Genomic DNA, 18262 nt, shown 5'->3' with positions numbered 1-18262 from the left:
GCATGATAGCTGCGATCACCAAGGGCAGATTGATTTGCCTCAATCCTTGATGACGCCGCCGCGCATCGCCATGCGAACCAGTTCCGACAGGCTCGAGGCCTGCATCTTGGTCATCACGTTGGCGCGATAGACCTCGATGGTGCGCGGGCTGATATCGAACTCGCGCGCGATCACTTTGTTCGACATGCCGGCAATCAGCCCGTCCATCACCTGGCGTTCGCGCGGGCTGAGCGACTGGATGCGCGCGACGATGTCCTGCGACACCGCCTCGGTGCGGGCCTCGTCGACGGCCTGCTTCAACGCGGTTTCGATCAGGCCGATCAACCTGTCGTCGTCGAACGGCTTTTCGATGAAGTCGATCGCTCCGAGCTTCATCGCTTCGACCGCCAGCGGCACATCGCCATGGCCGGTCATGATCACCACCGGCAGCCGGCTGCGCCCAGCCTTCAGCCGTTTCAGCAGATCGAGCCCGTCGATGCCCGGCATCCGCACGTCGGACAGCACGCAGCCGAACGTGATCTCGTTCAGCGCGTCGAGAAAGGACGCTGCGGACTCGTACAAGCGGACATCGTAATCGGCGGCCGAAAGCAGGAAATCGATCGACTCCCGCATCGCCTGATCATCGTCGATCACATAGACAATGCCTTTAGGCGCCATAGTTAAGGTCCTCGCCGGGCGCGATCGGCAGCGTGAATCGAAAAGTCGCGCCGCCCGCGCTGTTGGTCTCCGCCCACATCCGCCCGCCATGGGCTTCGATGATCGAGCGACTGATCGACAGTCCAACGCCCATTCCGGTGTCCTTGGTGGTGAAAAAGGTTTGAAACAGCTTTGCGCTGATATCGGCCGGGATGCCGCTGCCGGTGTCCGAGACCGTCACTTCGATCATGTCGTCGGCGACCCGTGCGTTAGAGACCGACAGTTCCTTACGCGGCGCGTTCGACATGGCCTCGAGCGCATTGCGGAACAGATTGACCATCACCTGTTGGATCTGCACGCGATCGACAAGTACTGAGTCGTTCGATGGGTCCATCTGAAATCGCAACACGACGCCCTGCTCGCGGGCGCCGGTGAGTCCGAGCGCACCGGCTTCCTCGACCAGTTTGGCGAGGCTCTCGACGCGTTTTTCCGACTCGCCGCGGGCGACGAAGTCGCGCAGCCGGCGGATGATCTGGCCCGCACGAAGGGCTTGCTCGGCGGCTCGCTCCATCGCGTTTTCGATCTTCGGCGTATTGGGATCGCGGCTGCCGGCGAGCAGGCGGCGCGACCCTTTCATGTAGTTGCTGATCGCCGACAGCGGCTGATTGAGCTCGTGCGCGAGCGCCGAGGCCATTTCGCCCATCGCGGTCAGCCGCGAGACGTGGACCAGCTCGGCCTGCAACTCGTGCAGCCGCGCCTGGGTCTGCTGATACTCGGTGAGATCCCGGATGAAGCCGGTGAAGTAACGCTCGCCGCCGGATTCCATTTCGCCGATCGAAAGATGGATCGGAAACGTCGTACCGTCCTTGCGCTGGCCGGTCACGATGCGGCCGATGCCGATGATGTGGCGCTCGCCGGTGGAGTTGTAGCGGGTGATGTAGTTGTCGTGGCGGGTCGCATCCGGGCGGGGCATCAGGATGCTGATGTTCTGGCCGATCGCTTCTTTCTCGGTGAGCCCGAACATCCGCTCTGCTGCGCTCGAGAAAAACCGCATGATGCCGCGGCCGTCGATCAGGATCATCGCGTCCGGTACGGTGTCGAGGATCGACCGCAACTGATTCTGCTGCAGCCGCAGTTCCTGTTCGAGCACCTTCTGCTGATCGATGTCGAGCACGATGCCGCAGAGATAGCCGGCGCTGCCGGGCTCCTTCACCAAGCCGCCGCGCGAGCGCAGCCAGTGGCTTGGCTGCCGGTCAGCTACCCGGTACATGATATCGAGGTTGTCACCGTGATCGCTTGCGCGCCGCATCGCCTGCGCGACGCGATCACGATCCTCCGGATCGATCAACGACAGAAACGTCTCGAAGTTAACCGGGGCATCCGGTGCGAAACCGAACAAACGCCGGGCCGTAACCGACCAGGACAGTTCCCAGGTGGCGAGATTGAGCTCCCAACTCCCCACGCCGTATTGATCGATGCCCTGCTGCAGCCGCCGGTCGCGCGCAAGGGCCTCCGATTGATGGGCTGGATCGGTCACGCGTTACCTTCAGAAGTCATGGAATTGGTCTTATCATATAGGTGTTCCAATCCGCAACGGACGCGGTGGGGCAACAAAAAACCGATGCGCAACGCCATCGGTTTGCCGCATCGTTTTTTGGTGTCAAGTCCGGCGCGCCGGCGGCGCGCGGGGCTCAGGTCGTCTTCGTGGCCGAACGGTCATCCTCGGGCGAGTTGAGGTAGAACCCCGACATGGTGTCGACCCAGCACAGGTGATCGTGCACCTCTTTGACGCCGCAGATATTCTCGGCGACAACGATGACCGCCTGGCGCGAGCTTTCCTCGGTGATCACGCCGTTGAGATGCACCACGCCGTCGCGCACCACGACACTCAGCCCGAACGGACGCCAATCGTTGCGTTCGATCTCCGCAATGATCCTATCTCTGATCTTATCATCGGCCGCGGTCGAGTCCGGGATTTCCCGGGCGAGCTGAGCGACCGCGCGCAGCAGGTTCTTGCGGGTCACGATGCCGACAAGCCGATCGCCCTGCATCACGGGCAGCCGTTTGACGTGGTGCTTTTCCATTGTCCGGACGATCGTCTCCACCGATGTGTCCTCGGTGATCGTGTGCGGGTGATGGGTCATGACCTCACCGACCCTGCGGCCGTGCTCGTGCACGAAATCGTCCGCGCAGGTGCTGGGGCCGAGCAGCATCCGCAGCCAGCGGCCGCGCTTGTGCTGGGTGCCGAGCTCGGCGCGGCGGATGAAGTCGCCTTCCGAGATGATCCCGACCAGTCGATCGTCGCCGTCCACGACCGGCAGCCCGCTGACATGATGATCGAGCATGGCATTGGCCGCCTCGACGATCGAGGCTTCCGGGCTGATCGTCACCACTGGTGATGTCATGATCTGGCTTGCACGCATGTCGCTACCCCTCCGGCACATCGGTGCCGCCTTCGTTTGATCCGTCCGCGAGGCGGAAAGCTGTCTTCAGTGCGAGATCAGGGCCGGCAACGTCAGGGACTTGAAGATGCCACGAGTGACGCCGCCCAGAATGAATTCGCGCAATCGGGAATGGCCGTAGCCGCCCATCACCAGCAGGTCAGCGCCGCTGTCTGCGGCCATCGACAGGATGGTGTTGTGGATGTTGCCGGGCGGCGCGGTGAAGTGGTGGGCGGCGGCGGCCAGATCGTGGCGCAGCAGATGAGCCAGCAGCGCGGCAGTGGTGGCCTGGCCGGTCTCCTCGGCGTCTTCATTCACCGCCAATACGTCGATCGTCTGGGCCCGGCGCAGGAACGGCATCGCGTCGTGGACGGCGCGCGCGGCGGGGCGGCCGCCGTCCCAGCAGATCAGCACGCGGTTCAGATGGAGCGGTCCCTTGTGGATGTGAGGCACCATCAGCATCGGCTTGCCAGAATTGAACAGGATGCTTTCCGGCAGCGGATCCTGGTGCCCCGGCTTGGCGCGATCGGGCTGCGGCACGATGCTGAGATCGTACAGCCGCGAAATTTCGGATAGCGACTCGTTGGCCAGCACCGGTGTATCGCAGACGCTGCGGGCGCCGTGAGTGATCGCCGCTGCGCGCGCCGCGATCTCGAACTGGTCGAGCCGCGCGGCGGCTTCGTCGTTGTCGGTGTTGTACTGGTTGACGGCGGCGTAGTACGCGGTCGAGGCGCCGACGACGATCGCCGGGTTGATCGGCTGATAGGTGCAGACGAAGCCGTCCAGATGGGCATCGAACGCCTGAGCGACCGAAACGGCGCAGTCGACCAGCCCGTCTGCCGGCCGATCCGCTGGAATGTGCACGACGACATCGTTCAGCATGGCAGAAGCTCCGGATCACGCTTGGTGCGGTGTCGTAGAATTTATCCAGCTCCAGCCGAGATGCCTTGATCTAGCTCATCGTGCTGCGCCGTTGTGTCGCACAAACATGGCTCCTTGCAGCAACAAGGGGCCCCGAACTGGCCTGACGTCGGGGCGCCATACACAGGGGAGATCCCGATGACGTATTCGACCGTGATGGTCACCCTGTCGTGCGATCAGCCGAATGCGGGCCCCCTGGGAGTCGCGGCGGAGCTTGCCGAGCGGTTCGAATCGCGGCTGATCGGGGTGGCTGCGTCCGATCTCAGTCCGCCTCTTTACTATACGTCGGGTGACGTCGCCGAGCGGCAGCTCGACAAAGGCCGGGAGGCTGTCCGGCACCGACTTGCGGAGTTGGAGATGGAGTTCCGGGACGCGATGCGTGGCCGATCCCGAGAGCTGCATTGGCGCTCCTCGATCGCCCAACCGACGAAATACATCGTGCAGCAGGCGCGCGCCGCCGACGTAGTGGTCACCGGTGGGGCCGACGCCGGGGGGCTCACTGATCCCTTTACGGCAACCGACCCTGCCGACCTTGTGATGCGTGTCGGGCGGCCGTTGCTGGTGGTGCCCACGGGCATCTCGCGAGTCGATCTGTCGAGCGTGATGGTGGCCTGGAAAGATAATCCCGAAGCCCGCCGTGTCGTGGTCGATGCGCTGCCGCTGCTGCGTCAGGCGAGCCGCGTGACCGTCGTCGAGATTGTCGAGGAGGACGGCAACCGCGCCGAAGCCCTGGCCGGTGTGCATGACGTCGTCGGCTGGCTGTCGCGACATCATATCCACGCCTCTGCCGAAGTACCCGCAGAGACCGGCCATGTCGCAATGCAGCTCGAGCGGGTCGCAGGCCACGTCGGCGCGGGCGCCGTCGTCGCGGGTGCTTACGGTCATTCACGGTTCCGGGAATGGATTCTCGGCGGCGTCACTCAGCACCTGCTCGAACAGACGGAGCAATGCGCGTTCCTGGCCCGTTGATCGGAGAGCCTGATTGCCTCGTAGAATTCCGCATTGATTGCGGCCGATGCACGATCAGCCCGAGTCCACGGACGGTGCACTTCACTCAAGCCCACCAGCTTAACCATCCAGCAACGCCGGCGGCATTTTCACTGATCCATGACACTGAGATGACGATTGCCGTCATCCTATCTATCGACGGCGAAACGCCGCCAGCGCCGGTACTGCTTCCACGTCGACCCGACGTGCAACGACATGAGGCGAAGATGCTGCAGAAACAGGTCCAAGGGGTCTCTATCGAAGGGCCTTCGTTACGGTCGGTTAGGCCATCCCACGCGCGTGACAGCGATCGCGCTTTGCATGCGACCCTGGCGCCGCTGACAGGGGGGCTGTCACCGACCGCGCTATCGCTGGCCTATGCCGACTGGCTGTCGCACTTGTTCTGGTCGCCGGCACGGCGGCTGGAGCTCGCGCATGATGCGTTGGGACGCGCGTCGCGCGTGACGGAAGCAGCGCTGTTTCCGGCGGCGCCGTGGTCCCTGATTGCCCCTCAGCCGCAAGATCACCGCTTCAACGCGCCCGAATGGCAGCAGCCGCCATTCAACTTGATGGCGCAGAGCTTCCTGCTGGCCGAGGAGTGGTGGCACGGCGCCACGACCGGCAATCGTGGCGTATCGAGGCAGAATGAGAAGATCGTCGAATTCTCCACTCGTCAGATGCTCGACGTGTTCGCCCCATCGAACTTCGCCGGCACCAATCCGGAAGTGATCAAGCGGACATTGACCACGGGTGGCCGCAATGTCGCGGCCGGAGTGCATAATTGGTGGGAAGATCTACTGCATACGGTGTCGAACGAGGTCGAGCCGAACCCGGACTTCCAGGTCGGTCATGATGTCGCGGTGACGCCGGGCAAGGTGGTTTACAGCAACGATCTGATCGAGCTGATCCAGTACGCTCCGGTGATCAGCGAGGTCCGACCGGAACCGGTCCTGATCGTTCCGGCCTGGATCATGAAATACTATATCCTCGATCTGTCGCCGCATAACTCGCTGGTCAAATATCTCACCGAGCACGGCTTCACCGTGTTCATGGTGTCGTGGCGCAATCCGACGCCAAAACAGCGCGACGTCTCTTTGGAGGATTATCGGCGACAGGGAGTGATGGCGGCGCTGGACGCAGTCGGCGCGATCGTGCCGGGCCAGCGGGTTCACGCGACCGGCTATTGCCTCGGCGGGACGCTGCTGTCGATCGCAGCGGCCGCGATGTCGCGCGATGGCGATGAGCGGCTGAAGTCGATCACCCTGTTCGCGGCGCAGACGGATTTCACCGAAGCCGGCGAGCTCACCTTGTTCATCAACGAGAGCCAGGTGGCGTTCCTGGAAGACGTGATGTGGAAGCGCGGCGTGCTCGATACCACCCAAATGGCCGGTGCGTTCCAGATCCTGCGGTCAAACGACCTGGTGTGGTCGCGGATGGTGCGGGAATATCTGATGGGCGAACGCTCCACACCCAACGATCTGATGGCGTGGAATGCGGATGCCACCCGGATGCCGTACCTGATGCATTCCGAGTATCTGCGCAAACTGTTCCTCGACAACGACCTCGCCGAGGGCCGATATATCGTCGACGGCAAGGCGATCGCGCTGTCGGACATCCATACGCCGATGTTCGTGGTCGGAACCACGCGCGACCATGTCGCGCCGTGGCGCTCAACGTATAAGATCCACCTGCTCGCAGACGCCGAGATCACTTTCTGCCTCACCGGCGGCGGCCACAATGCCGGCATCGTGGCGCCGCCGTCGCCTAAGGCGCACGGGTATCAGGTCATGGTGAAGCAGGCCGATGGTCCTTACGTCGGACCGGATGTTTGGCTCGAGGAAGCGCCGCATGCCGAGGGCTCGTGGTGGACGGAATGGGTGCACTGGCTAACGACGAGATCTGGCGCCATGGTGCCGCCGCCCCGTATGGGACTGCCCGATGCCGATGTCGCCTCGCTGCCGGATGCGCCAGGGAGCTACGTGCTTCAACCCTGATCGCCGAGCTTCAGCGCTGTGACGGCGCGGTTCAGCGACTCTTCTGGTGATCCGGAGGCGTCGATCGTGGTCCACGCGATCGTGCCGGTTTCGTAGGCTTGTTGCTGTCGGACAATCTCCGGCGTCGCGTCGGACGCGTCGCCGACGCGGTGGGCGACGCGGGCGATCCGAATGTGCAAATCTGCGACCAGATAGAGCCCGCTGACATCGACACCGATTGCGCGTGCCACGGCTTCGACTGCCGCGCGCTCGTCCGCTTTCGCAAACACCGCGTCTACGATCGCCGAATGCCCCTGCGCCACGACGTGAGCGGCGCGCTCACCGAGGTTGCGATAGACCTCAGCGGTGGCTTTGGGCTCATAGGCCGCGGCGGGCAGTCGTTCGGTTTCGACGGCACCAAACAGTTTCTTGCGGATCACATCCGAGCGCAGCACGACCGCGCCGGGCAGCGGCAGAACCGAGCCTGCAAGCGCCCGCGCCAACACCGACTTGCCGGTGCCGGACACACCGCCGACGGCAATCAACCGCGCCGGCGGCGGATCGATCAGTCGGCCTGCGAGAGCGAAATACGACGCCGCGGTTTGTCGATTGACGCGTGCCGCTTCGGGATCCTCGCTCGCGCGTGACAACGTCACCTTGGCACGGACGGCCGCCCTGAGTGACATCAGCAATGGAAGGGCGCCGAGAGCGTCGACATGCGCGTCGTCGCCCGTGGCGAGGTAGCGGTTCAGCAATTCCGCTGCGGCCTGGGTGCGGCCGTGCTGGATCAGATCCATCATGGGAAATGCGAGGTCGTAGAGTAGATCGACCGAGGCGATGGCCGGATCGAATTCGATTGCGTCGAACAGCACGGGCTTGCCATCGATCAGCACGATATTGGCAAGGTGCAGGTCGCCATGGCACCAGCGCACGTAGCCCAGCGCGCCGCGTTGTTCGAGGAGGGGACGGACGCGTTCGAACGCGGCTCGGGTGTTGCCATCGAGCGCCGCGACCGCGCCCGCCGAAAAGCCTGCGGCGACGAAAGATGCCGTATTGTCGGCGATGATCGGCAGGAGGCTCGCGATCCACGTCGCAGTTTTGGCTCTGGGTGCGGCACCATGCGACGCGGCGATGGCGTCCGAGATGGCATCGATCAGCACCGGCGAAAGCGGTTGGTCGCTTGCCAACTGGTCGATCGTGAGGCTTTCGTCGAAGCGTTTCATCTCGACCGCCCACTCGAGCGGTTCCCCTTCGCCGCCGATCTGAAGCTCGCCCGCGGCAGAGCGCGTGATCGGTACGACGCGGCGATAGATTTGTGGCGCGAAGCGGCGATTGACTTCGAGTTCCCGCTCGCAGGCCGCCTTTCGTCGTTCCAACGTCGAATAGTCGAGGAACGGGAACCGCACCGCCCGCTTGATTTTCAGCGCCCTGTCGCCTGCGAGAAAAACGGCCGCACCATGCGTATCAATTTGCCTGACCTTCGCGCCACCGTGGCTCGCCGGCGCAGCGACGAACCGGAATACATCTTGCTGTCGTGCGTGCTCGGACGCGGGGATTTTCTCGTCCATCTGGAACCGAAGACCATCGAAGTGTTCGAAACTGGATCAGTCTAGCGTGTCCATAGTGTGCGCGTTCTCGTAGGGTCCACAAGACATTCGGGAAAACAGCGGTGGATTGACCTTGATCAATTCAATTCGGCAAAGCTGCGGTCAATTTGCCCGCAAGGGCGAGTAGCAGGTGTCCTCATACACTCTTGCCTCCCTTGGACGTGACGCGCAGGCGATTGGAATCTGCTCTTGTACAAATTTCTCGAGGCAACCGTTGCCGACCACATGACGCGCTCGGTAAAATCCGTGTCCAGGGACACGACGATGCGCGAGCTTGAAGATCAGTTCGAGCGCGACGACTACAATGCCTATCCGGTCGTGGAAAACGCTCGCGCGATCGGCTTGGTGACTAAATACGATTTTTTACGCTGCTTTGCGTTTCATCCGACGCAAATGCTGCCGCATTACGACGACCTGATGAACCGCACCGTCGGCGACATCATGACTCCGGACTTCATCTATGTTCGTGCCGATACCAAGCTGACGAGGGTGCTTCAGTTGATGGTTGAGCACCAGACGCGCAGCATTCCAGTGTTGGAAGACGACCGGAAGCTCGATGGCATTATCTCCCGCGAGGACGTCATCAAGGCGCTGGCCAGCTTCACCAAGGTGGCGCCGTAGTCGCGGCGCTCAGCCGCGGCGAGCAAAAATGGCAACCTGCTCGTATCTGTACTACATAGTCTGCGGGCGTCGGATTCGAACGATCCGCAGATACAGGCCTCCGGCGCCCGGTGCCGAGGTGAAATGTCGATTTACCGATTGAGCAGTCTGCTGGCGCCTTCTGCTGTGGCGGTGATCGGCGCCAGCCCGCGACCTGCGTCGGTCGGTCGCGCCGTCCTCGAAAATCTACGCAAAGCCGGCTTCAAGGGCGAGATCGGCGTCGTCAATCCGCGCTACCCAGAGATCGGCGGGTTCAAGACCGTCCGCACCTTTGCGGATCTGCCATTCGTGCCGGACCTGATCGTCGTCACCGCGCCGTCGCGCTTCGTATCCAGGATCATCGCGGACGCCGGCGAGCGTGGGGTTGCCGGCGCAATCATCATCAGTGCCGAGATGGGTCGGGGCAAGGGTTCCTATGCGGAGGCCGCTAATGTTGCGGCGCGTAAATCCGGCATCCGGCTGATCGGCCCGAACTGCCTGGGTCTGATGGTTCCATCTTCCAACCTCAACGCCAGCTTCGCCGCTCATATGCCGCGGCGAGGTCATCTGGCGCTGATCTCGCAGTCCGGCGCGATTGCGGCCGGCATGGTCGACTGGGCAGCCGTGAAGGACATTGGCTTTTCCGGTATCGTGTCGATTGGCGATCAGCTCGACGTCGACATCGCCGACATGCTCGACTACTACGCGGCCGATTTCGAGACCCGTGCGATCCTGCTCTATATCGAGGCGATCACCGACGCCCGCAAGTTCATGTCGGCGGCACGCGCCGCGGCTCGCGTCAAACCGGTGGTGGTGGTGAAGTCCGGCCGCCTGGCGCACGGCGCCCAGGCCGCTGCGACCCATACAGGCGCGTTTGCCGGAGCGGATGCGGTGTACGACGCTGCGTTTCGCCGCGCTGGCATGCTGCGGGTGTTCGACCTGCGCGAACTGTTCGACTGCGCCGAGACGCTCGGACGCGTCAGCGCCCCGCGCGGCAAGCGCGTCGCGATCCTGACCAACGGCGGCGGCATCGGCGTGTTGGCCGTCGATCGGCTTGCCGAGCTTGGCGGCATCCCGGCGACGCTGTCGAAGGAAGTGTGCGACCGGCTCAACGCCACGATGCCGCCGAGCTGGTCGGGCTCCAACCCGGTCGATATCATGGGCGACGCCGATCCCGAGCGCTATGCGACGGCACTGTCGACGCTGCTTGCCGATCCGGACAATGACGCTGTGCTGGTGATGAACGTCCACACCGCGATGGCGTCCCCAAGTGAGATCGCCGAGGCGGTGATCCGGTTGGCTGGGGAAGAGCGGCTGCGCCGCACCTTCTTCAAGCCGGTGTTCGCCGTTTGGGTTGGCGCCGAAGAATCCATCGCCCACGCGTTCGACGCGGCCGGGATCCCGAACTATCCGACCGAGGACGACGCCGTCCGTAGCATCATGAATTTGGTGCGCTACCGTGAGGCGGCGCAACTTCTCACCGAAGTGCCGCCCAGCCTCCCGAAGGAGTTCGACCCCGACACCGAGGCAGCGCGGCTGGTGATCGAGAAAGCGCTGCGGGAAGGACGGTCATGGCTGGACCCGATCGAGGTCGGCGCACTGCTGGCTGCGTATCAGATCCCGATGGTCCCGACGCTGGCCGCGCCTAACGCCGACGCCGCGGTGGCGTGGGCCGAACCGTTCCTGGCGCAGGGCGTGACTGTGGTGGTCAAGGTCATGTCGCGCGACATCACGCACAAATCCGACGTGGGCGGCGTGGTGCTGAATCTCACCAGCGTGGAGGCAGTACGCTCCGCCGTGGTCGAGATCCTTAGCCGCGCGGCGAAACTGCGTCCGACCGCTCAGCTCGATGGTGTCATCGTGCAGCCGATGATCATGCGCCGGAAGGCGCGCGAACTCACCGTCGGCATCGTGGACGATCCGACCTTTGGGCCGGTGATCGCGTTCGGTCATGGCGGCACCGGTGTCGAGATCATCGACGACCGCTCGCTGGCGCTGCCGCCGCTCGACCTGCCGCTTGCAAATTCGTTGATCGCGCGTACCCGCGTCTCGAAATTGCTCCAGGCCTATCGCGACGTGCCAGCCGTCAAGGACGGCGCAGTAGCGCTGACGCTGGTGAAGCTGTCGCAGATGGCCGCGGACTTTCCGGAAATCCACGAACTCGACATCAATCCGCTGCTTGCCGACGAGAACGGCGCCGTCGTCATCGACGCCCGGGTGATGGTGCGGCCGGCGCAGCGCAAATTCGCCGGCCTTGGCAACACCACCTTCGCGGTGAAGCCCTATCCGTCGCAATGGGAACGGCATCTGCAGGTCAAGGACGGCTGGCGGGTCTTGGCGCGGCCGCTCCGGCCCGACGACGAGCCGGCAATTCACGCATTCCTCAAGCATGTCACGCCGGAGGATCTGAGGTTGCGATTCTTCGCGGCAATGAAGGAGTTCAGCCACGCTTTCATCGCCCGGTTGACCCAAATCGACTACGCCCGCGCAATGGCCTTCATCGCGATCGACGAAGCCACCGGCGAAACGCTCGGCGTGGTGCGCATCCATTCCGATTCGATCTACGAGAGCGGCGAGTACGCGATCCTGCTGCGTTCGGATCTGAAGGGCAAAGGCCTCGGGTGGGCGCTGATGAAGCTGATCATCGAATACGCGCGCGCCGAGGGGTTGAAGTACGTCTGCGGCCAAGTGCTGCGCGAGAATGTGGCGATGCTGCGGATGTGCCGCCACCTCGGCTTCGAGGCCAAAGCGGATCACTCCGAGCCGGACATTCTCAACGTGACGCTGGCTCTGACCGAGGAGTCGGCCCGCGCCGCGGCGCAGGCGTGAACAGGGCGATCGTTCGAATGTGATATGGTTCGCGCGGGAGGGGCCTAGAGCCGGCTGACCGACACGACGCGGAACGTATGCATGTCGCCTTCTTCCCGGATCGACACGTACTCGCCCTGCACGAAACGCTCGTCGCCGAAGTGATATCCGGCTTCAGCAGGGATTGCTGCTTCCGCATCGTACTGAAACGCCCAAGAGCCGCCGGGGCGATGGACCAGATGGCCGAGGCTGTCGGCCTGCTGCGGCCGCTGCCGTGCGACACGGCAGGCGTCGCGATGGCTGCGCCAAGTCACCGCATCGATGTGGTCGTTCTCGTCCAGCGGCGCGACCAGCACATAGGCGATCTGCGACGCACCTTCCGGGTGACCGGGTTCGCGTGCAAGTTCGAGTCGAATTTGACGGAAGCGCGCCGGCAGCGACGAGTTGAGAATAGCGGACGGAGAGCCCTTGGTCATCGGATCGATCCTGTCGTCCTCGATAACGTAAAGCTTACGCAGCGCTCAGATGCCATAATTGATTTGCATCAATCGCCGATCGCGACGCAAGCTGTCGGCCCGAAGGACCGCACGGCGACGGTCGATTCGTATCGGAGCACAACATGACGGCGTTGGAGATCGGGGCGGAATGGCCGTGAATTCTGCGCCCGTGTTGAATACCGTGGCCGATGGCGATGTGCTCGAACTGCATCCGGGCGGCGCCTGGATTGCGACCCATTCGGCCGCGCTGGAGCATCTGTTCGCGGGGATCGCGCCTCAGGTTGCCGCCGCAAGGTCGCTCAAGATCGATATGAGCGATGTCGCCGAGATCGACACCATCGGCGCTTGGCTGCTGGAGAAGGTGTCGCGCGAGGCCGCGCAGGCGGGCCGCACCGCGTTGTTTGTCGGCGTCAGCGAGCGCTATGCCGGGCTGATCGAGGAAGTGCGTCAGGTCAACCGCCGCGACCCGACGCCGCGCCCCAAGGTCAATCCGATCATCGCGCGCCTCGACCAGCTCGGTCGCTCCGCCTACAGCGCCACACAGGACGTCTCGGCCTTTCTCGATATGCTCGGCGCGCTCGGTGTCACGCTGCTCCGTGTGCTGAGGCGTCCGCGCTCGCTGCGGCTGACCTCGCTGACCTACCAAGTCTATCGCGTCGGCTGGCAGGCGATCCCGATCGTCGTGCTGATCACCTTTCTGATCGGCGCCATCATCGCACAGCAGGGGATCTTCCACTTCCGCAAATTCGGTGCGGAGTCTTACGTGGTCGACATGGTCGGCATCCTGGTGCTGCGCGAACTTGGCGTCTTGATCGTCGCCATCATGGTGGCAGGCCGCTCCGGCAGCGCCTACACGGCCGAGCTCGGCTCGATGAAGATGCGCGAGGAGATCGACGCTCTGTCCACGATGGGACTCGATCCGGTCGAGGTGCTGATCCTGCCGCGCATCATCGCGCTGGTGATCGCGCTGCCGATCCTGACCTTCATCGGATCGATGGCGGCGCTGTACGGCGGTCTGCTGACAGCGTGGTTCTACGGCGGCATGATGCCGGAGGTGTACATAGCGCGGTTGCAGGAGGCGGTGTCGATTAACAGCTTCGAGGTCGGGATGTGGAAGGCGCCGTTCATGGCGCTGGTGATCGGCATCGTCGCCTGCAGCGAAGGCCTGCGCGTGCAGGGCAGTGCGGAGTCGCTCGGCCTGCAGACCACCACGTCGGTGGTGAAGTCCATCTTCCTGGTGATCGTGCTCGACGGCTTGTTCGCCGTATTCTTTGCCTCGATCGGGATGTGACGATGGACGCGCTCGCCGAACTCCACGCCATCCGCGTTTCCGACCTCGTTGTCGGTTTCGGCCGTCAGGTCGTGCTCGATCATCTGTCGCTCGACGTCCGTCGCGGCGAGATTCTCGGGCTGGTGGGCGCGTCCGGCGGCGGCAAGTCGGTGCTGATGCGCACCATCATCGGCCTGATCCCAAAGCAGAGCGGCCACATCGAAGTGATGGGACGTGACAGCGAGCGCGGCCTCGGCCCGGGCACGACGGTCGCCGCCACCTGGGGCATCCTGTTCCAGCAGGGCGCGTTGTTCTCGTCGCTCACCGCGCGGCAGAACGTGCAGTTTCCGCTGCGCGAGATGCTCACCATGTCGGAGAAGCTGCAGGACGAGATCGCCACCGCCAAGCTCGAGATGGTCGGCATCGGCCCTGATGACTGGGACAAATATCCGGCCCAGCTATCCGGCGGCATGACAAAGCGTGTGGCACTGGCGCGGGCGCTGGCACTCGATCCAGGGATCGTGTTTCTGGACGAGCCGACGTCCGGCCTCGACCCGATCGCGGCGGGCGACTTCGATCAACTGATCAAGACGCTGCAGACCACGCTGGGACTCACCGTATTCATGGTGACGCACGATCTCGCCAGTCTCAACGTGGTCTGCGACCGCGTTGCGGCACTGGCCGACGGCAAGATCGTCGCGATTGGCCCGATGCACGATCTGCTGCAATCCGAACATCCCTGGGTGCACGCTTATTTCCACGGCAAGCGCTCTTCGATGCTGCAGCCCAAACAGGACTAGGACGCCCATGGAAACCCGTGCTCCCTTCGTCGTCGTCGGTGCGTTCGTGCTCGCGGCCATCCTGGCGGTGTTCGGCTTTGTGTTCTGGCTGCACAACACCAGCGGCGTCGGGGCGCGCACCAGCTATCATATCGCGTTTCGCGATCCGGTGCCGGGCCTGCTGGTCGGCGCTGCCGTGCTGTTCAACGGCATCCGGGTTGGCGAAGTCACGGCGCTTAGCCTGGCCACCGACGATCCGCGCCGGGTGAATGCGACGATCGCCGTCGCGACCGACACGCCGGTCCGGCCGGACACCAAGGTCGGCCTCGACTTCCAGGGCCTCACCGGTGTGCCGGTGGTGGCGCTGGAGGGGGGCAAGGATCTGACCGGCTCTGCCATTGCGACCACGCTGGTCGCCGAGCCGGGAGCGGGCCTGAGCATGACCCAGGCGGCGCGCGAGGCGCTGCGCAAGGTCGACACCGTGCTGGGCGAGAACGCCCAGCCGCTCAAGGAAACCATCGGCAACCTGAAGACCTTCTCGGAATGGCTCTCCAGCAAGACCGGGGCGCTGGACGGTATTCTCGGCGGCGTCGAACGCATGACCGGCGCCAACGAGCCGGTGGTGAAGAAGGTGGTGTACGATCTGCAGCCCGCGTCAGGCTTCCCGGCGCCTGCCGGTGCGCCGAAGGGCCAACTCACCATTCCCGAGCCGACCACGGTGGTGCTGTTCGACAGCCAGAAGATGCTGGTCGCACCGAACCTGGATCTGCCGGCTTTCGCCGGCGCGCAGTGGAGCGACAGCATCCCAAAGCTGGTGCAGGAAAAGCTGATCCAGAGCTTCGAGAATTATGACATCGCGCACCCGCCGCTGCGGCCGAACGATGCGGTGACGCCGGACTACCAGCTTCTCATCGACATCCGTAATTTCCAGATCACGGGCGAGACCGATCTGGCTGCCGACGTGAGTTTCGGTGCGAAGATCATCGACAAGGGCGGCAAGATCGTCGCGGCGCGGCTGTTCCAACACGCGTCGAAGCTCGGCAAGCCTGAGCCGGCGGCAGCCGTGACGGCATTCGACGCATCGTTCGACGCAGTGGCCAAGGAGCTTGTTCCATGGACCGTGAGGAGCCTGTCCGGCGGCGCCAGCGAGGCGAAGCCGATCAGTTCAGGCTCTTCAGGTACGACAAAAGGTCGTTGATCTGATCGGGGTCGAGCTCGAACGCCGGCATTTTCGGATGGCCGGTGTAGATTCCCTCTGCAAAGGCTTCGGCGAGAGTCTCGATCGCATAGCGAGTGTGCAACGTCCGAAACGGCGGGGCTTGCTTGAATCGGCTGCCACCGCTGCGGCCGATAGCATGACACCGTGCGCAGTGCGCCTTAGCGAAGGCGAGCCCGCGGTGCTCGGCGCGTGTCAGCGCGGACGCTGAGCTGGTCAACAGAAGCGTCGCCAATACACAAACGGATATGATTCGCATCGGAGGTTCGATCAGGAGGGGGGCGACTAGTCATTGACCTTTCGCTGTGCGGCGCCGCGCGGCCTTGATCTGTGTCAAGCTGCCTTGACGATTTGGCGACATATTCACTTTTCGGCATCGTACGCGATCAATCGACGGCAGTGCGCGGCCATTGGGTAGACCCGACGACGCATGGAGTGATGGATGCCGCACCTCGCCTTTCCGAGCTCGACCTGCGACGGTTTTCGTTGCGCGACGCATTGTTCGGTCCGTCCCCTCGCGATTTGCGGCGAGTTGGAGCAGCTCGAGCACGAGGAGTTCGAACGGCTCGCTCAGCACGTCCGCTATGGGCCGAAAGAGGCGCTGTTCTCGGAAGATGAAGTCGCCGACGCCGTCTACAGCCTCGTCGAAGGCATTGCGCGGCTCTACAAGCTGCTGCCCGACGGTCGTCGTCAGATCATCGGGTTTGCGCTTCCGGGCGATTTCCTCGGCATGGCGCCGTCGCCGCGCTACTCGTTTTCAGCCGACTCGATCGGCGGCGTCACGGTCTGCAAATTCTTCCGCGGTCCGTTCCTGCGCTTCATCGAAAACCGGCCGCAGATGCTGATGCGGATGAATGGGTTCGCGACCCGCGAGCTCAGTCTGGCGCAGGATCAGATGCTGCTGCTCGGCCGCCGCTCCGCTGAAGAGAAGGTTGCGGCCTTTCTGGTCGGCTGGCGCGATCGCCTGGCCCGGCTTGAAGGCGTGACCAAAACTGTCAGCCTACCGATGGGCCGGCAAGACATCGCCGACTTCCTTGGCCTGACCATCGAAACCGTCAGCCGCACCTTCACCAAGCTGGAGCGGGAGAAACTGATCGTGATCGTCCCTGACGGAGTCCGTGTGCTGGATCCGAAGCGTTTCGACGCGCTCGCTGCCGCCTGATCCGGTTCGTCTGACTGCGCGTTCGCCCGGGACCCATTCGAGGCCCAACGATGCGCCACGACCGGCCGCCATATCTTCGAGCACGGCAATACTTCTACGAAATCCTGGAATCCCATTCGCAGAGCACGCGGTTGGGCGTGTTCGTCAACCGCGTCATCGTGTTGTTCATCATCCTCAGCATCGGCATTACGGTGCTGGAGTCGGTGCCGCGTTTCCGCGACGACTACGGCGATCTGTTCCGCACGCTCGAATTCGTCTGCCTCGTGTTCTTCTCGATCGAATATTACATCCGGATCTGGATCGCCCCGGAGCATGTACCTTACCGCGAGATAAGTGCGCTGCGGGCCGGCTGGGCCTACATGATCAGCGCCCAGGGCATCGTCGACTGCCTCGCGGTGATGCCGCTGTGGGTCGCGATGCTCGGCTTCGACGATCTGCGGGTGCTGATCATCCTGCGTATTCTGCGCGTGCTGAAGTTCGCGCGCTATTCGTCCGGGATGCGCTCGCTCCTCGAAGTGTTGGAAGCGGAGCGGCGCGCGCTGCTGGCGTGTTTGGTTATCCTTGGCTGCGCGACGCTGGTGTCGGCCACCGCGATGCATATCGTCGAGGGCAACGTCCAGCCTGATAAATTCGGCACGATCCCCGACGCGATGTGGTGGGCGATCGTCACCTTGACCACCATCGGTTATGGCGATGTCGTGCCGGCAACCGGCTTCGGCCGGATGATCGCTTCGGTCACCATCGTGGTTGGACTGATCATGATTGCGCTGCCGGTCGGCATTGTGGCCAACGCCTTCTCCGAGGTGATCCACCGCCGCGACTTCATCGTCAATTGGAGCATGGTGGCGCGTGTGCCGCTGTTCTCGCACCTGACGGCGGGGGACATCGCCCATATCATGCAGTTGCTTCAGGCGCGGCAGATCGAGCGCGGCGACGTGATCTTCCGCCGCGGCGAGCCTGCGACCGCGATGTACTTTATCGCCGAAGGCGACGTCGAGATCGAACTTGGCCCTGAAGACAGGGGGCGCCAGATCCGGCTCGGGGCGGGTCATTTTTTCGGCGAGATCGCCGTTCTGAAGCGGGCCGAGCGTTCCGCTACGGTGAAGGCGGTGTCGCGCGCCCGGCTGTTGGTGCTGGACGGCGCGGACTTGCGGTCGCTGATCAGTCGCGAACCGGAGATCGCACGCAAAATCAGCGAGATCGTCGAAGGCCGCACCGGCCGGAACCTCAACCTTGAGATCGCCGATTTGGACGGGCAGGACGTCACGCTGGAAAAGATCGACTGAGCAGACACCACCGAGGCGAGGCGACGTTCGTACGGCGGAA

16 protein-coding genes are annotated in these 18262 nt (G+C 63.6%); 9 read left to right on the top strand and 7 right to left on the bottom strand.

Translation table 11 applies throughout. The features are described from left to right. Positions 1 to 39: 39 nt before the first annotated feature. The 4 genes from fixJ to LPW26_RS10590 all read right to left on the bottom strand — a co-directional run bounded on the left by fixJ (position 40) and on the right by LPW26_RS10590 (position 3959). Positions 40 to 657, bottom strand: coding sequence for a response regulator FixJ (gene fixJ / locus LPW26_RS10605; RefSeq protein ID WP_238734992.1), 618 nt, complete (start codon positions 655 to 657; stop codon positions 40 to 42). Continuing rightward, positions 647 to 2173 (bottom strand): sensor protein FixL, encoded by a 1527-nt coding sequence (gene fixL / locus LPW26_RS10600; RefSeq protein WP_238734990.1) that lies wholly within the window; start codon positions 2171 to 2173, stop codon positions 647 to 649. The genes fixJ and fixL overlap by 11 nt, the downstream gene beginning before the upstream one ends. 154 nt (positions 2174 to 2327) lie before the next feature. Beyond that, positions 2328 to 3059, bottom strand: a complete 732-nt coding sequence (locus tag LPW26_RS10595) for a CBS domain-containing protein (RefSeq protein WP_238734988.1) — start codon at positions 3057 to 3059, stop codon at positions 2328 to 2330. Positions 3060 to 3125: 66 nt separating this feature from the next. Further along, positions 3126 to 3959, bottom strand: coding sequence for a universal stress protein (locus LPW26_RS10590; RefSeq protein ID WP_238734986.1), 834 nt, complete (start codon positions 3957 to 3959; stop codon positions 3126 to 3128). Between the two features lie 177 nt (positions 3960 to 4136). On the opposite strand from LPW26_RS10590, the gene LPW26_RS10585 reads away from it, so the two are divergent. Together LPW26_RS10585 and LPW26_RS10580 are read left to right on the top strand one after the other, a co-directional pair. After that, complete coding sequence (locus LPW26_RS10585; protein WP_238734985.1) at positions 4137 to 4967, top strand: universal stress protein; 831 nt, start codon at positions 4137 to 4139, stop codon at positions 4965 to 4967. Further along, positions 4898 to 6979, top strand: coding sequence for a PHA/PHB synthase family protein (locus tag LPW26_RS10580; RefSeq protein WP_238734984.1), 2082 nt, complete (start codon positions 4898 to 4900; stop codon positions 6977 to 6979). Before LPW26_RS10585 ends, LPW26_RS10580 begins: the two co-directional genes overlap by 70 nt. On the opposite strand, the gene LPW26_RS10575 is transcribed toward LPW26_RS10580, so the two are convergent. Next, the gene (locus LPW26_RS10575; protein WP_238734982.1) at positions 6970 to 8526 is read right to left on the bottom strand and encodes a bifunctional aminoglycoside phosphotransferase/ATP-binding protein; all 1557 of its coding nucleotides are present in this window, start codon (positions 8524 to 8526) and stop codon (positions 6970 to 6972) included. The genes LPW26_RS10580 and LPW26_RS10575 overlap by 10 nt on opposite strands. A 228-nt stretch (positions 8527 to 8754) precedes the next feature. Here LPW26_RS10575 and LPW26_RS10570 point away from each other — a divergent pair, with 228 nt between their 5' ends. Next, complete coding sequence (locus LPW26_RS10570) at positions 8755 to 9186, top strand: CBS domain-containing protein (RefSeq protein WP_238734980.1); 432 nt, start codon at positions 8755 to 8757, stop codon at positions 9184 to 9186. A 123-nt stretch (positions 9187 to 9309) separates the two neighbouring features. Beyond that, positions 9310 to 12033, top strand: a complete 2724-nt coding sequence (locus LPW26_RS10565) for a bifunctional acetate--CoA ligase family protein/GNAT family N-acetyltransferase (RefSeq protein WP_238734979.1) — start codon at positions 9310 to 9312, stop codon at positions 12031 to 12033. A 44-nt stretch (positions 12034 to 12077) separates the two neighbouring features. On the opposite strand, the gene LPW26_RS10560 is transcribed toward LPW26_RS10565, so the two are convergent. Next, entirely contained in the window at positions 12078 to 12488 is a 411-nt protein-coding gene (locus LPW26_RS10560; protein ID WP_238734978.1) for a hypothetical protein, read from the bottom strand. Between the two features lie 169 nt (positions 12489 to 12657). Between LPW26_RS10560 and LPW26_RS10555 the strand changes: the two genes are divergently transcribed. From LPW26_RS10555 to LPW26_RS10545, 3 genes are read left to right on the top strand one after another with little or no spacing between them, the layout of a single operon-like run. Continuing rightward, the gene (locus tag LPW26_RS10555) at positions 12658 to 13800 is read left to right on the top strand and encodes an ABC transporter permease (RefSeq protein WP_238734977.1); all 1143 of its coding nucleotides are present in this window, start codon (positions 12658 to 12660) and stop codon (positions 13798 to 13800) included. Between the two features lie 2 nt (positions 13801 to 13802). Continuing rightward, on the top strand, positions 13803 to 14579 hold the full coding sequence (locus LPW26_RS10550) for an ABC transporter ATP-binding protein (protein ID WP_238734976.1): 777 nt from the start codon (positions 13803 to 13805) through the stop codon (positions 14577 to 14579). Positions 14580 to 14586: 7 nt separating this feature from the next. Next, positions 14587 to 15756, top strand: coding sequence for an ABC-type transport auxiliary lipoprotein family protein (locus tag LPW26_RS10545; protein WP_238734975.1), 1170 nt, complete (start codon positions 14587 to 14589; stop codon positions 15754 to 15756). Here LPW26_RS10545 and LPW26_RS10540 read toward each other — a convergent pair. Next, positions 15719 to 16033 (bottom strand): c-type cytochrome, encoded by a 315-nt coding sequence (locus LPW26_RS10540; RefSeq protein ID WP_238734974.1) that lies wholly within the window; start codon positions 16031 to 16033, stop codon positions 15719 to 15721. The two genes, LPW26_RS10545 and LPW26_RS10540, sit on opposite strands and share 38 nt — an antisense overlap. Positions 16034 to 16216: 183 nt before the next feature. Here LPW26_RS10540 and aadR point away from each other — a divergent pair, with 183 nt between their 5' ends. Both aadR and LPW26_RS10530 read left to right on the top strand, forming a co-directional pair. Further along, the gene (gene aadR, locus LPW26_RS10535; RefSeq protein ID WP_238734973.1) at positions 16217 to 16936 is read left to right on the top strand and encodes a transcriptional activatory protein AadR; all 720 of its coding nucleotides are present in this window, start codon (positions 16217 to 16219) and stop codon (positions 16934 to 16936) included. A gap of 50 nt (positions 16937 to 16986) precedes the next feature. Next, a complete protein-coding gene (locus LPW26_RS10530) occupies positions 16987 to 18222 on the top strand; it encodes a cyclic nucleotide-gated ion channel (RefSeq protein ID WP_238734971.1) in 1236 nt (411 codons plus the stop codon). Positions 18223 to 18262 lie beyond the last annotated feature (40 nt).

Origin of the sequence: Rhodopseudomonas infernalis (assembly GCF_022271405.1) — a bacterium.
Taxonomy (GTDB): domain Bacteria; phylum Pseudomonadota; class Alphaproteobacteria; order Rhizobiales; family Xanthobacteraceae; genus Rhodopseudomonas; species Rhodopseudomonas infernalis.
Note: the sequence above shows the minus strand (reverse complement) of the source record. Positions and strands in the feature narration are given on the sequence as shown.

Excerpts from the sequence above, each read along its gene's own strand:
- fixJ (WP_238734992.1), bottom strand. The coding sequence starts at position 657 with ATGGCGCCTAAAGGCATTGTCTATGTGATCGACGATGATCAGGCGATG.
- LPW26_RS10595 (WP_238734988.1), bottom strand. The coding sequence starts at position 3,059 with ATGCGTGCAAGCCAGATCATGACATCACCAGTGGTGACGATCAGCCCG.
- LPW26_RS10590 (WP_238734986.1), bottom strand. The coding sequence starts at position 3,959 with ATGCTGAACGATGTCGTCGTGCACATTCCAGCGGATCGGCCGGCAGAC.
- LPW26_RS10585 (WP_238734985.1), top strand. The coding sequence starts at position 4,137 with ATGACGTATTCGACCGTGATGGTCACCCTGTCGTGCGATCAGCCGAAT.
- LPW26_RS10580 (WP_238734984.1), top strand. The coding sequence starts at position 4,898 with ATGGATTCTCGGCGGCGTCACTCAGCACCTGCTCGAACAGACGGAGCA.
- LPW26_RS10575 (WP_238734982.1), bottom strand. The coding sequence starts at position 8,526 with ATGGACGAGAAAATCCCCGCGTCCGAGCACGCACGACAGCAAGATGTA.
- LPW26_RS10565 (WP_238734979.1), top strand. The coding sequence starts at position 9,310 with ATGTCGATTTACCGATTGAGCAGTCTGCTGGCGCCTTCTGCTGTGGCG.
- LPW26_RS10560 (WP_238734978.1), bottom strand. The coding sequence starts at position 12,488 with ATGACCAAGGGCTCTCCGTCCGCTATTCTCAACTCGTCGCTGCCGGCG.
- LPW26_RS10555 (WP_238734977.1), top strand. The coding sequence starts at position 12,658 with ATGGCCGTGAATTCTGCGCCCGTGTTGAATACCGTGGCCGATGGCGAT.
- LPW26_RS10550 (WP_238734976.1), top strand. The coding sequence starts at position 13,803 with ATGGACGCGCTCGCCGAACTCCACGCCATCCGCGTTTCCGACCTCGTT.
- LPW26_RS10545 (WP_238734975.1), top strand. The coding sequence starts at position 14,587 with ATGGAAACCCGTGCTCCCTTCGTCGTCGTCGGTGCGTTCGTGCTCGCG.
- LPW26_RS10540 (WP_238734974.1), bottom strand. The coding sequence starts at position 16,033 with ATGCGAATCATATCCGTTTGTGTATTGGCGACGCTTCTGTTGACCAGC.
- aadR (WP_238734973.1), top strand. The coding sequence starts at position 16,217 with ATGCCGCACCTCGCCTTTCCGAGCTCGACCTGCGACGGTTTTCGTTGC.
- LPW26_RS10530 (WP_238734971.1), top strand. The coding sequence starts at position 16,987 with ATGCGCCACGACCGGCCGCCATATCTTCGAGCACGGCAATACTTCTAC.